Raw genomic sequence first — 12,594 nt, 5'->3', positions numbered from 1 at the left:
TTATTTAGCTATTCTTCTATAAAATCCTGCAACAATTTAGAATTAGTCAAAAAAAATAAAAGAGCTTATCATTGAAGCTCTTTTATCATCACACCATATTAATGATAACCTTCTAAAGAGTGAATATTAACTTGGACTGTCTCCATTTGTGAAACGAGTAATTCCTCATACTGTTCAGAAGCTAAATATTGAAGTTCGTCTTCTTCCATATTAGGATTGTCATTTTCTACATCGTAATAAACATCTTCATATACCTTTCGAGCCATTAACCAGCTTTTCGTATAACCTTCTAGATTATGAGAAAAGCGTTCTGTACCGTACTCCTCAATTAAGCTTTGCGTCTCTGGAAAATGTTTATATTGCTCCGTAAATTGCTCGTATTGCGCTAAAATTTCTTCTGCCGAAACAGTGTGACCTTTCTCTTCTGCTAATTTTTCCATCGCTAATGTACGAATCATGCTAGTTAATGTATGATTGATGTTTCTCACTTGCTCCTCTTGTTGATCCCAAAATTCTTTCATATAATCTAACGTTTCTTCATCCATTGAAGCTGCTCCTTCAGCTCGAACCATTTCTAAATGTAGTAAGCCTAATAATTGCTGAAACTCGACCGTGTCACTCGTGATTTCTGTGTCATCGACTGTAGCAAGCACCCCACTCGTTTCTACTTCACTGTCTTGGTCTGGGTCATTCACTGTTTCTGTTACTTCTTCCTCACTACACGCTGCTAATAAAAAGATCATTACTAACAGGAAAAATGGTATGACGCGCTTTATTAAACTATTTTTATTCATGTTCTTCACCTACTTCAAATATTATTGTCTCGCTTTTCTTTTTATCACCTTGCTCTAAAGTTACTTCGGCGATCCATTCCCCTGACATCGGTAATTCTACGGAACCTGCATATATTCCATTTCCTCCATCGGCAAATTGGACGTCAATATGCCCATGATCCATACGGCTCATCTCTAAAAGTGCACTTACATTCAAACCTTCAACTGGTTCTTCTCCATCTAGTATTTTCAAAGTCATATGAACATGACCATTACGATCTTTGTTTACATCAGACATTTCCATTGACCATTCTTCGTCTCCACTACATGCGACTATAACGAACATGCTTGTTAAAAGAAGTAACGTTGCTAGCATCTTGATTTTCACTTTCATTGTTGTTTCCCCCTCCCACCTTCATGACTTTCATAAATTCTTCCACCGTATATTTCGTCATTTTCCCATCTTCAAGATAGGCAACATGAGTACAAACTTGCTGTATCTCATCTATATGGTGTGAAGATAAAAAGATGGTTTTATCATCTAGTGATTGCAAGACTTCCAAAATCTCTGCTCGTCCAATCGGGTCTAACCCGCTCGTCGGTTCGTCTAATATAAGTAGTTTTGCGTCATAATAAAGCATTAACGCCAACCCTAAACGTTGCAGCATCCCTTTTGAAAAACGATTAACCTTCTCATCCTTAACTTCTAGCAAGTTCACTTGCTGTAACACGCTTTCAATCTTTTGCTCATTTGCCCTTTTATCTTGAAGTGATGCAAAAAAGTGAAGGTTTTCTTTCGCCGTTAAATGTGGATAAAGGTGAAACTTTTCTGGAAGATAAGCAACATCCTTCTTCCATTTATTCTTTTTCACCGGATGTCCATTAAGTGTAATTGTTCCATTTTTAAAAGGAAGAATCCCTAGCATCGTATGAATTAACGTTGATTTCCCAGACCCATTACGGCCAACGAGGGCACACCGTTCTTTTTTGACAATATTTAAGCTTACATCTTTTAGCACCTGCTTCTTCCCATAACTTTGAGATAAACTTTGAATATTAATCATAGCGAAGCCCCTTTCTTTTTGACCAAACAGCCACCCCGTAAAATACAACTAAAAATATCGTTACGTTTAGCCATAAAAATGTTGTGGGGGAAAGCCAAATTAACTGGTCCATTAAGTAAGACATGTATTCTAAAGAAAAGACACCTACAGATGTTTCTAAGTAAAGTCTAAGAGCATTTAATGGTTGTAAAAAGAAAAGTAGTGAAAAATAAAATACGTTACCGTGTGTAACCATAGGTAGTTGGTAAAGTAAAATTAAATCGAATAAAAACACAAATGAAAACCAAACAAACACAGTCGCTCCTACGACTTGCATACGATTTGTACAAATCGTTCCGATGAACAAACCAATCTGATTAAAAATAAGAATAAATGCCGTAACTGTTAGTAAAAATGCTAAAAATGCCCCTACATCAAACCCAAGAAACATTCTCATGGGAACAGCAAGGATTATATACCAACCTAGAAATAACGTAAGAACGATACTATTTATCGCAATGCTCTTCTTTAACAAGAAAGTGCGATACGACTCTTTCTTTGTCACGATCATCATTAAAGTCTTTAATTCTTTTTCTTGCATAATCGTAAATGATGCAACGAATAAACAAAGAAGCGGCAACAAATATACATGCATTTCATGTAAAGAGATTAATAATGCTTGAAAGCTGTATTGGATCGGAGTGTTCATCGTTTCTATAAAGATAAATAACGACATAACGATGACCATCCCCATACTAAGCCATAACCCTTTTCCTCTTATTTGTTCCATCCATTCTTTCCAAATGTACATTTATGCCACCCTCCTTTTCTGACGAACAAAAATCATTCCACTTACTAATAAAAAGGCGATTGAAATTGGTACAAACGAAATTCCTCTTCTATTTTGTTGCAATGGAAAATCGTCTTGAAACATCGTTTCTTGATTATTTGTCCATTGATTTAATTTTTCATAGATAACAATACTTGGGCTGTGCATAAATAAATAGACAAATTCATTTTCTTCAACGAGCTCGTGCAATGAAGAGTCATAAGTGACTGCGAAGTCGCCAACCCCAGTTTGATATAAATCTAATAATGGAAAGTCACTTCCCCAATTATTGCCCCGGCCCCCTTTACTCCACTCATTTTCGGAATGTCCGCCTGCGCGAATAACAGGAAGCTTATTTTTGTGAAAGCTGTTTTCGGAAAACACTTGATCGCGTGCACTTGCCCACAGTTCGATCCCGATATCATTTTGCGAAAATTCATTGTTAAGAATAAGGTTATTTTGTGAATGCTCTATGAGTAAACCTCGTTTGTTTTGCAAGAAATGGTTACCTTCGATGAGATTGTCACTACTTGTTTGTAGTAAGAAACCGAAAGAACGAGAGCTTTGATTCATCGAAAAAGTATTTTCTAAAAATACGTTCTCACTCGAATGCATGACGGCAGCGCCACCAATATTAAATGTAAAAATATTTTGCTTAAAAATATTTTTATTTGAATACATATAATGAAGCCCGTAACGAGTGTGCCGGATAGCATTTTCATAGATTTGGTTTTCATCAGCATACTCGAAATAAATTCCGTCACGTGTCGATTCGATTCGGTTTCCTTTTAGTATGTTTTCGTGTGAATAATAAACTTGAATCCCGTTTCCTTGAGCTCCTACTGAATCTTGATCTTTTTGTCCATAGATTGTCACGTTTTCGATCGTATTTCTATGAGACTGACTTAAATAAATGCCATGATAAGCGTCGATGATTGTAAGGTTTTTCATCACATTGTCATTAGAATATACTTTTACTCCGGAATATTCTTCTTCATCATTACGGCTAAAACTGCTGTTTTCTATTTGGAGCTGTTCAAGATTCACATGATCAGCATTGATCATAATGACGTTTCCGGTCTCATTCCCGCGAATAACAGTCCCTTCGGAGCCTTTAATTGTTATTGGTTTATCAATGGCAATGTTCCCTTCATATGTTCGGTCCTCAAGCTGAAGTACGTCATTTACTCCTACCTCATTAATCAATTGCTGTAAATCTCCCTCAGCTCCTACTTGATGCGGAAATAAAAAAATAAACAAAAAAGCTCCGAAAGTCAGTATCCACTTCATTTTCTACGCTCCTTCCATAACGGAAATAAGAGTAGTAGAAAAGCAACTGCGAGTAAGTATGAGCCAAAAGAAAAATAACTATGAGTAACAAAGTTCGCAATCGTATTTTCACCTATGATTGGTGGAACAAACGGATCAATCGTAATCGGTGCTCTTGGATCAAGCTCTGTTCCAAAAGTGACTAACCAACGTCTGAGGTCATATAAGCCGAGAATTCCTCCAATGATAAACAAACCGATTAAACCATAAAGTAGTGACATCTTCCTTAACAGTGCCACGATAACAATGAGTAAAGCGAACCCTCCAATGACCCAAGGCATAAATTGTAATTCCGGGAAGTTTTCTTCACTAAAACGCGCCATGCCGATGTAATGATTCAAACTATTTACAATATCAATTTCACCTTCAAGCTTATATGGATAAACGATAATGTTTAGCCCATTAGGATATTGTGGTGCGAAAAAACGCATCCCCCACCAAGGCAAAAAAATGGAAATAACCAATAATCCTGCAGCGACAAATAAACTCACCATTGACTTATTTGATATTTCTTTGGACATGACATTCATCTCCTAAAATACAAGCAGGAAAGGGAGACTACTTCCCCTCCTGCCTATTTATTACTCTTTTGGATTTACAATTAAGTAACCTGTCATTTCTTGGTGTAATGCTGAACAGAAGTTCGTACAGTAAACTGGGAACACTCCCGGTTTATCGGCAACAAATTCTAATGTCTTCGTTTGACCAGGCATTTGTTCAAAGTTTAGGTCGTAATCCATGATCCCAAAGCCATGCGTAATATCTTGGTCAAAGTCAGTATTCGTTAAATGAAGGGTAACTGTATCTCCTTCATTTACTTCAATGACATCAGGTCGCTTAGCTTCTGCGTCAAAGATAAACTTCGAACGCATCGTAATTCCATAAATTGTTACATTGTCACCGTCTCGCTCAATTCGTGTATCTGCTTGATCGTAAACGGCGTTTGGATTATTTTCATCCCTCTCGTATACATGGAAAGGGTTAATCACATCTCGATGAACCATTTGCGCATAGTGTGGCTCTAAGTTAACAGGTGTTGATGATAGATGTCTCATCTCATCCCCAGTAATGTCAAATAAATCCATCGATTCAGGGTGAGATGGCCCTACAGAAAGATAATTGTCAAGGGCAAACTTATTTAATGAGACTAAATAGTTTCCATGCGGATTAACTGTATCCCCGTGAGCAGTAACTAAGTGACCAGGAGAATACCAAACATCGTGACGATCAATGACCTCACCTGTCTCAATCTCCCATTTCACAACTTCTGAAGAAATGAACATTGTCGTATAACCATGTCCACGATCGTCAAATTGAGTATGAAGCGGCCCTAATGCTCCTGGTGGGTCAACTTCTCTTTCCATAACAGACTCATAACTTAATACTGGAATACCATTACGTTCACTAGAAAAGTCTTCGTTTTCAATTGCTTCGAATGCTTTTTCGAATGAGAAAACCGTCATCGCTGGAGCTAATTTACCAGATGTAATAAAGTGTCTTCCATCAGGAGTGACATCAATTCCGTGTGGAGATTTTGCTGCTGGTACTAAGTAAATATCACTATCTAAGTTTTCTGGGAAAATCATCTTTTCTCCGTTATGCATTTCATATTCACCATTAGCAACTCTCTCTTCAAGGTTTCTCCAGTTGAATAAAACGACGTAATCACGGTCAGCTTGTGATGCGTTAATTTCTAAGTTTGTTGTTGCTTCTTCGGTGTTATACGTTGAAAGAACGGCCCAATCACCTGAAATCTTTTTACCTGACGCTGCTTTGTCATAACTCCAAGGTGGAAGAGCGACTTGATAGGCAATATCAAACTCTTTTGCTTCTTGGTCAAATGTCACTGCTGACATAACACCTCGGTACTCTTCACTAAAATCATCTAAAGAAGCATTCGGATCATCAAATGGTAAAGAAAAACGTGTTGGTAAAAATAAATACTCAGTATTTTCCGTAACGAACGCCGCACAGTGAGGTCCACCAATGTTAGGGACCTTCATAATGTCAGTCGTATGGAAATCTGCTAAGTCGATGGCAGCAATTCGGTTATTGGCGACATCTGTTGCAAATAAAAAGTTTCCATCATAATCCCCATCTGTTTCTGATAATGCTGGGTGGTGTAAATCTCCCCATGTATAGCCACCTAGCATTTCCTTTGATTCTTTGTCAAATCCATAACCAGTAGCTGGATCTGGTGTGAAAACCGGTATTGTACGAATATGTCTCATGGACGGAACACCGTAAACAAATAGTTGTCCTGAGTGCCCTCCTGAATTGAGTAAATAATATTCATCGTGCTCCCCATGTGGTACGTAAACCATCTCTGCATTGCTTCTGTTTTCCGCCGACATTTGCTCTTCAGCTTCCCCAAATGTCGCTCCCCCGAAAAATACAAAGGCAACGATTAGACCAGCGATAATACCACCAGCACCTGATATTAGTTTTTGCATCTTAACTCCCCCCTCAACATCATTCTTCACTTGCTAGTATTAATGCTTCTGTAATTGCTTGAATTTCTTCATCTGTTAATGGATTATCAGCTACAAAACTGGCCATAACCGCTGTTGTCGGCTCATTTAAATATTCCTCTAACGATTTGCCATGCTTTGCTTTTACTTCGTTATAAGCATTGGATAAATCCGGGCCTGTTGATGGTCCATCAAGATCAAGACCTTCCACAGCATGACAGCTAATACATCCCTTTTGTGCAAGAATTCTTGCTTCAGCGGCAATTGTTGTGCTTTCTTCACTCGCTTCATCTGCACTCTCTGCTTCATCCTGTACCTCAACCTCATCTGTCGCTGATTGCTGAACTTGCTCATTTGTAGACGCTGAATCACCAAAAATGAAATAGCCCCCTGATAAGGCAACTGCAAAACCTATCACAAAAATAAGAATGTTTGATTTCATTCTTCGTCCCCCCTCCCTCGATGTTGATCATAAAGACCTTTTACAAACTTAATGGTAATTCGTTACAGTTGATTTAATCGTGATGTAAATCACTTTGAATAGTGTGTTCGGATTTTTGTCACACTTAATGTTGAAAAATTGTCATATTTAATAACATGCTTGAATGGGCTTGTCCTTTTGGGAGTTATAGAAGCCCGCTATTCAATAGAAAAAGACTGGTAGACGTCATTTAAACACGTCTACCAGTCCCTCATATAAATCTATGAAACTGTTTCTTTACAATTATTTTTTGTCAGCTTACTTTCTACTTGTTCCTGGACGATATGTGCTAACTGCTGCAAGTCCATTTCATCATGCTCTTGATGTACTCTAATGGGATCAGATATTGTTACAAAAACATCGGCAGGTCGAATGAAATTACGATTTCCTTCCATCATCTGGTGCGTTCCTTCCATAGTGACCGGTAAAATCGTTGCCTTTGATTTTGTTGCTAGTTTAAAGCTTCCTTTTTTAAACCGCTTCACATCGCCTCCCTTACTTCGAGTCCCTTCAGGAAAAATAACGACATGTTGCCCGTTTTGTAGATTTCGTGCCCCATCAATGATTGCTTGGATCGCTTCCCTTTTGTTTTTTCGATTCATGAACACACAATTCATATGCTTCATCCACGAACGGACAATAGGGATCTTCTTGACTTCTACTTTTGAGATAAAACTAATTTTCACTCCTAAATGTCCTAGTAACACGGGAATATCAAAGTTTCCGACGTGATTACATACAATAAGTAATGTTTCATCTTTTGGGATCTTCTCTTTTCCTTTAACGTGAACATTCCCACCAGCTACCCGAATTAGCGACTTTGCCCACTTTGTCGTAATGGCATCTACATGATTTTGATATGCTTTCGTATCACCTTGTTTTTTTAAACGCTCTGCTTTCCACAAGTTTGGCAGTGAATAAATTAAATATCCGAAAAAATAAATAAACCATAAAATTGTTCGAAACATGTTTATCCCCCGCTCCTCTCTTTTTTCAACTCCATGATTATAGCAGACACTCTACCATTTGTAACAACAAATTCTCCTACTCTTTTATGTTAAGGCTATGTTAAAGTTTGTTGTTGATTTTTCATCGTTAAAGGCGGACGCTTTCACCACTAGGCACAAGTGCGACATCCACTCAAGCTTCACTCCGTTTCCTTTCATAGTGTCTTCTTTGCCGCAGGAAATGCCTCAGCTAAACAGGACTAAAGTCCTGTTAGATCTTCGCCTATTGCTTTTCCTGCGTCTTCCTCTACAAGCTTTGCTACGTAGCTTGATGCGTCGAAGCAGTTCGTAGCTTATTCGAGAGGCTGATGCTTGTGCTGGAGTCGCCGCCTTTTACAAATTCACTGGAAATCAACACTGTCCTTTAACAGAGCCTATGTTAAAAACGAGATTTATCGGGAAAAAATATATGAGAAGAACGATTGAAACGGAGGTATTCATATGAAAAGATTTCATGGGATTGTTAAAGGACGCGTTCAAGGCGTTGGTTTTCGTTACACTACGCAGCAACTTGCGACAGAACACAATTTAACTGGTTGGGTTAAAAATAATTTCGATGGGACGGTCGAGTTTGAAGGACAAGGGAAAGAAAGAGAACTAGAAACATTCTTAGCCCAACTGAAGCGAGCACCATACCCAGCATATGTGGAACATATTACGGTTAACGAGACCCCTTTACAAGAAAATGAGCGTCAATTTCAGATTCATTCATAGCATTTTTATTACTTTTACAACGTTTATAAACATATTACTTTATTATGTTCACCTTTTCACAAATCCTTCACTTTCCTGTTACAGTTTGTTCATTATTACACCACCAAAGTCCTAATAAACTATTTTACAATGTAATTAAGAAATCGTTAGTGGCCGCTAACTAAGCAAAATAATAACTAACAGCACTTATTGTTCAATAAAAATTGATTGGAAGGGGAGATTTTCATGTTTATGGATTTTCTTAGAAATAATTCAATTGCTGCTGCAATCTTAACGGTATTACGAGTATATTTAGGTTGGCAATGGTTAACTGCTGGCTGGTCGAAAGTAACTGGAGGTTTTGACGCATCAGGCTATTTAAATGGTGTTGTAAATAATGAAGCTGTCATGGAGCAATACCCAACATACCACGCATTTATCGAGAACTTTGCTTTAGCAAATGCTGGTGCTTTTAGCTTTATGGTCGCATGGGGAGAGCTTTTAGTCGGATTGGGCTTACTTCTAGGCGTATTAACAACAGCTGCTGTTTTCTTCGGCATGATGATGAACTTTGCGTTTATGTTTGCAGGTACTGTCTCTTCAAACCCATTCCTGATTTTAATTAGTATCTTCGTTATCGCTGCTGGTTACAACGCTGGTCGTTACGGCGGAGACTACTGGGTTATTCCTTACCTTCGTGCAAAACTATTTAAAAATAAAGGGGCAACTCCTGCAGGGCAAACTGCATAATTTCTAATCATTCACGATAGAATGTGTGTAAAAGCACATTCTATTTTTTTATGAACATAGTTGCCCTTATGAAGTAAAAAGGTCGCAACGTCATCAATATCACGAATGGTTATCTTACTCGCTCGACCTTCCTTTACAACGTCACCAATATTTTTTAGCTACATCTCTTATCGCTATGAGGCTGCATCCGTCGACTACGCTGCTTTGCAGTTGCATGTAACAATGCTGCACAATGTGATTATTAGATGTTTTGTTTGTTGCATTATCCGGAGGCGTCTCTCCTATATAAAAGCACCCTCACTCGTCAAATACTATCATATAGAAATTTACAACTTTGTTTGTGTATGCTAGTCTAAGATGGTAGTTTCTAAACTTTTAGAACATTTTAAAAATTGTTTTTGCTAATATAAGGAGGGGAAAAAATGCTTCAGCAATCATTAGTTGAAGATATGATCACAGCCGCATTAAGTACTGGCGGAGACTTTGCAGAGGTTTTCGTTGAAGACAAGTTTAATTCAAACATCGCATTTGTTGGTGGCAAAGTAGAAAATGGGATTTCAGGTAGAGATTTTGGGGTAGGTATTCGAATTTTCCAAGGGTTAAACAGTGTATATGCCTACACGAACGAACATGATCGAGAATCTTTGATTTCCGTTGCTCGCCAAGCTGCTCAAGCTATTACTGGAGAACCAAAAGAGATTACACTAAACTTCACACACAAGTCCTTCGCAAACCAGCACCCTATTTTACATATTCCTCGAGAGGTTCCAAAAGCAAAGAAAGTGAATGTATTAAGAGAAGTTTATGATGTTGCAAAAAACTATCACGAAAATATTTCTCAAGTTACGGTTAATTATGCAGATGAAGATCAGCAAGTATTGATTGCTAATTCTGAAGGAACTTTCGTCGAAGACCAAAGAATTCGCACTCGTTTAGCTGCGCAGACTGTTGCAACCAAAGGCAATGAAATGCAAACAGGTTTTTACGGACCTGGTGCACATAAAGGCTTTGAATTTTTTGAAGACATTGACCTTCATCATTACGGAAAAGAAGCAGCACGAATTGCTGTAACGATGCTCGATGCTGATCCTTGTCCAAGTGGTAAATTCCCAGTCATTATCGATAATGAGTTTGGGGGCGTTATTTTCCATGAAGCTTGTGGTCATGGATTAGAAGCAACGTCTGTTGCTAAGAAAAACTCTGTATTTGCTGACCGTGTCGGAGAAAAGGTTGCTCCTGATATTGTCACATATATTGATGACGGTACATTAGCGAATGAATGGGGTTCTGCAAATGTCGACGATGAAGGAGAAGCCACGCGCAAAAACGTATTAATCGAAAATGGTATTTTAAAAGGGTACTTAATTGATAAATTAGGAGCTCGCCGTATGGGCACAGAATCTACAGGCTCAAGCAGAAGGGAATCTTATAAGTTCGCCCCTACTTCAAGGATGACAAACACATTTATTGCGCCAGGTAAGTCTACTCCAGAAGAAATAATCGCCAATACAGAGTACGGCATTTATGCAAAATATATGGGTGGTGGCTCTGTCAATCCAGCAACGGGTGATTATAACTTCGCGATAAATGAAGGCTACATTGTACGTGATGGGAAAATCGCTGAACCTGTTCGTGGTGCTACGTTAATTGGCAATGGTCCGAAAACATTACAAAAAGTAGATATGGTCGGTAACAATCTAGCTCACGGTCAAGGTATGTGCGGGTCTCTAAGTGGTTCCATCCCTGCAAATGTTGGTCAGCCGATGATCCGAGTAAGTGAAATTACGGTCGGTGGAAGAAAGGGGCAATAAACGATGGACATTTTACAATTTAAGGATCAACTTTTTGAAAAAGGCAAAACTCTCGGTTTTTCCGATATGGAAATATATTATCAAAGCAATACAAAATTTAGTACGAAAGTTTATAAAGGTGACATTGACAGTTACGACCTTGCAAAAGAAGGTGGCGTAGCTTTTCGTGGAATGTATAACGGTCAAATGGGTTATGCCTATACCGAAAAAGTCGATGAAGATTCAATTAACCTATTATTAAACGAAAGTAAAGACCATGCATCTATTAAAGACAACGATGATAAAGAAGTGATCTTTGAAGGATCTAACCATTACGAGTCATTAGAACTATTTAGTGAAGAGCTTGCGGACGTATCGAACGAAGCAAAAGTTTCCCTACTAAAACAAGTGGAAGAAGAATGTTTTGCTCTTAGTGATAAGGTTTCTAGCGTGAACTATTGTTTACTAGAATCAAATGATGTCGAGAAAATGATCGCCAATACGAAAGGACTAGAAAAAAGAGAAAAAGGCAACGTCGTCTATATCTTTCTATCAGTTGTTGCAAAAGAAGGAGAAGACATTAAAAGTGCAGCGAAATTAAACTTAACTCGTGACTTTTCTACTTTAGATCCAAAGAAGATCGCAAAAGAAGTGACAGAAGAAGCACTCAGTTTCTTAGGTGCAGACACGGTAGACAGTAAAGATTATCCTGTCATTCTAAGAAATACAGCTGCGGCTTCACTACTAAATGTTTTTTCATCATCTTTTTCTGCAGAGAATGTTCAAAAAGGGAAATCAAGACTTACGAAAAAATTAGGAGAAACAATTGCAAATAGTAACGTTACGATTGTTGATGACCCTCATTTAAAAGAAGGCTTTGCAACACGTACTTTTGATAGTGAAGGTGTCGCAACGAAGAAATTAAATGTTGTAGACGAAGGCGTATTAAAAACGTTTTTCCACAACTTAAAAACTGCACATAAAGATAACGTTGCATCAACTGGACACGCTAATAAATCCTCTTATAAAGGCACGATCACTGTTTCGCCTTCTAACTTATTTATTGAACCAGGCGAAGTCACGTATAACGATTTGGTCGGAGCTGAAAAAGAAGCGATGGTCATCACAGATTTACAAGGACTACACTCAGGTGCGAACCCGATATCTGGAGACTTTTCACTAGCTGCGAATGGTTACTTAGTGAAAGACGGTAAAATTGATCGCCCTGTGAACCAAATTACCGTAGCAGGCAACTTTTTCGAAATGCTTGAGCAAGTCGAAGGAATTGGAGAAGACCTTGATTTTGGAATGCCATCTGGTGGCTATGTTGGGTCCCCTAGTTTAAAAGTTGGAATGCTATCTATTGCAGGAAAATAATTGTGGAAACGAGCTTGGCGGTGGTGCCAAGCTCGTTTTTAGGTTTTCGCT

General features: G+C 38.3%; 13 protein-coding genes. 4 read left to right on the top strand and 9 right to left on the bottom strand.

The genetic code is table 11. The features are described 5' to 3' along the window. Positions 1 to 98 precede the first annotated feature (98 nt). The 9 genes from LGQ02_RS04530 to LGQ02_RS04490 all read right to left on the bottom strand — a co-directional run bounded on the left by LGQ02_RS04530 (position 99) and on the right by LGQ02_RS04490 (position 7,894). Positions 99 to 794 carry a SurA N-terminal domain-containing protein gene (locus LGQ02_RS04530; RefSeq protein WP_226517041.1) on the bottom strand — a complete coding sequence of 232 codons (696 nt, stop codon included), beginning with the start codon at positions 792 to 794 and terminating at the stop codon, positions 99 to 101. Next, positions 787 to 1,167, bottom strand: coding sequence for a FixH family protein (locus LGQ02_RS04525; RefSeq protein ID WP_226517040.1), 381 nt, complete (start codon positions 1,165 to 1,167; stop codon positions 787 to 789). The genes LGQ02_RS04530 and LGQ02_RS04525 overlap by 8 nt, the downstream gene beginning before the upstream one ends. Beyond that, the gene (locus tag LGQ02_RS04520) at positions 1,097 to 1,837 is read right to left on the bottom strand and encodes an ABC transporter ATP-binding protein (RefSeq protein WP_226517039.1); all 741 of its coding nucleotides are present in this window, start codon (positions 1,835 to 1,837) and stop codon (positions 1,097 to 1,099) included. Before LGQ02_RS04520 ends, LGQ02_RS04525 begins: the two co-directional genes overlap by 71 nt. After that, the gene (locus tag LGQ02_RS04515) at positions 1,830 to 2,627 is read right to left on the bottom strand and encodes an ABC transporter permease (protein ID WP_226517038.1); all 798 of its coding nucleotides are present in this window, start codon (positions 2,625 to 2,627) and stop codon (positions 1,830 to 1,832) included. Before LGQ02_RS04515 ends, LGQ02_RS04520 begins: the two co-directional genes overlap by 8 nt. Next, positions 2,628 to 3,935 carry a nitrous oxide reductase family maturation protein NosD gene (gene nosD / locus LGQ02_RS04510; protein WP_226517037.1) on the bottom strand — a complete coding sequence of 436 codons (1,308 nt, stop codon included), beginning with the start codon at positions 3,933 to 3,935 and terminating at the stop codon, positions 2,628 to 2,630. Continuing rightward, positions 3,932 to 4,495, bottom strand: coding sequence for a hypothetical protein (locus LGQ02_RS04505; protein ID WP_226517036.1), 564 nt, complete (start codon positions 4,493 to 4,495; stop codon positions 3,932 to 3,934). The genes nosD and LGQ02_RS04505 overlap by 4 nt, the downstream gene beginning before the upstream one ends. Positions 4,496 to 4,555: 60 nt before the next feature. Beyond that, complete coding sequence (gene nosZ / locus LGQ02_RS04500) at positions 4,556 to 6,427, bottom strand: Sec-dependent nitrous-oxide reductase (protein ID WP_226517035.1); 1,872 nt, start codon at positions 6,425 to 6,427, stop codon at positions 4,556 to 4,558. Between the two features lie 19 nt (positions 6,428 to 6,446). Then, positions 6,447 to 6,887 (bottom strand): c-type cytochrome, encoded by a 441-nt coding sequence (locus tag LGQ02_RS04495; RefSeq protein ID WP_226517034.1) that lies wholly within the window; start codon positions 6,885 to 6,887, stop codon positions 6,447 to 6,449. 260 nt (positions 6,888 to 7,147) lie between these two features. Then, positions 7,148 to 7,894, bottom strand: a complete 747-nt coding sequence (locus LGQ02_RS04490; RefSeq protein WP_226517033.1) for a lysophospholipid acyltransferase family protein — start codon at positions 7,892 to 7,894, stop codon at positions 7,148 to 7,150. A 480-nt stretch (positions 7,895 to 8,374) separates the two neighbouring features. Between LGQ02_RS04490 and LGQ02_RS04485 the strand changes: the two genes are divergently transcribed. The 4 genes from LGQ02_RS04485 to LGQ02_RS04470 all read left to right on the top strand — a co-directional run bounded on the left by LGQ02_RS04485 (position 8,375) and on the right by LGQ02_RS04470 (position 12,543). Further along, positions 8,375 to 8,647: an acylphosphatase gene (locus LGQ02_RS04485; protein ID WP_226517032.1), complete on the top strand. Its 273-nt coding sequence runs from the start codon at positions 8,375 to 8,377 to the stop codon at positions 8,645 to 8,647. A 225-nt stretch (positions 8,648 to 8,872) separates the two neighbouring features. Continuing rightward, positions 8,873 to 9,376 carry a DoxX family membrane protein gene (locus LGQ02_RS04480; RefSeq protein ID WP_226517031.1) on the top strand — a complete coding sequence of 168 codons (504 nt, stop codon included), beginning with the start codon at positions 8,873 to 8,875 and terminating at the stop codon, positions 9,374 to 9,376. A 422-nt stretch (positions 9,377 to 9,798) separates the two neighbouring features. Then, the gene (locus tag LGQ02_RS04475) at positions 9,799 to 11,187 is read left to right on the top strand and encodes a TldD/PmbA family protein (RefSeq protein ID WP_226517030.1); all 1,389 of its coding nucleotides are present in this window, start codon (positions 9,799 to 9,801) and stop codon (positions 11,185 to 11,187) included. A 3-nt stretch (positions 11,188 to 11,190) separates the two neighbouring features. Further along, positions 11,191 to 12,543: a TldD/PmbA family protein gene (locus LGQ02_RS04470; RefSeq protein ID WP_226517029.1), complete on the top strand. Its 1,353-nt coding sequence runs from the start codon at positions 11,191 to 11,193 to the stop codon at positions 12,541 to 12,543. The last annotated feature ends 51 nt before the right edge of the window (positions 12,544 to 12,594 follow it).

Origin of the sequence: Bacillus shivajii (genome assembly GCF_020519665.1) — a bacterium.
Lineage (GTDB): Bacteria > Bacillota > Bacilli > Bacillales > Salisediminibacteriaceae > Bacillus_CA > Bacillus_CA shivajii.
Note: the sequence above shows the minus strand (reverse complement) of the source record. Positions and strands in the feature narration are given on the sequence as shown.

What these genes read in the sequence shown, in the direction of transcription:
- LGQ02_RS04530 (WP_226517041.1), bottom strand. Translation starts at nt 794, where the DNA reads ATGAATAAAAATAGTTTAATAAAGCGCGTCATACCATTTTTCCTGTTA.
- LGQ02_RS04525 (WP_226517040.1), bottom strand. Translation starts at nt 1,167, where the DNA reads ATGAAAGTGAAAATCAAGATGCTAGCAACGTTACTTCTTTTAACAAGC.
- LGQ02_RS04520 (WP_226517039.1), bottom strand. Translation starts at nt 1,837, where the DNA reads ATGATTAATATTCAAAGTTTATCTCAAAGTTATGGGAAGAAGCAGGTG.
- LGQ02_RS04515 (WP_226517038.1), bottom strand. Translation starts at nt 2,627, where the DNA reads ATGTACATTTGGAAAGAATGGATGGAACAAATAAGAGGAAAAGGGTTA.
- nosD (WP_226517037.1), bottom strand. Translation starts at nt 3,935, where the DNA reads ATGAAGTGGATACTGACTTTCGGAGCTTTTTTGTTTATTTTTTTATTT.
- LGQ02_RS04505 (WP_226517036.1), bottom strand. Translation starts at nt 4,495, where the DNA reads ATGTCCAAAGAAATATCAAATAAGTCAATGGTGAGTTTATTTGTCGCT.
- nosZ (WP_226517035.1), bottom strand. Translation starts at nt 6,427, where the DNA reads ATGCAAAAACTAATATCAGGTGCTGGTGGTATTATCGCTGGTCTAATC.
- LGQ02_RS04495 (WP_226517034.1), bottom strand. Translation starts at nt 6,887, where the DNA reads ATGAAATCAAACATTCTTATTTTTGTGATAGGTTTTGCAGTTGCCTTA.
- LGQ02_RS04490 (WP_226517033.1), bottom strand. Translation starts at nt 7,894, where the DNA reads ATGTTTCGAACAATTTTATGGTTTATTTATTTTTTCGGATATTTAATT.
- LGQ02_RS04485 (WP_226517032.1), top strand. Translation starts at nt 8,375, where the DNA reads ATGAAAAGATTTCATGGGATTGTTAAAGGACGCGTTCAAGGCGTTGGT.
- LGQ02_RS04480 (WP_226517031.1), top strand. Translation starts at nt 8,873, where the DNA reads ATGTTTATGGATTTTCTTAGAAATAATTCAATTGCTGCTGCAATCTTA.
- LGQ02_RS04475 (WP_226517030.1), top strand. Translation starts at nt 9,799, where the DNA reads ATGCTTCAGCAATCATTAGTTGAAGATATGATCACAGCCGCATTAAGT.
- LGQ02_RS04470 (WP_226517029.1), top strand. Translation starts at nt 11,191, where the DNA reads ATGGACATTTTACAATTTAAGGATCAACTTTTTGAAAAAGGCAAAACT.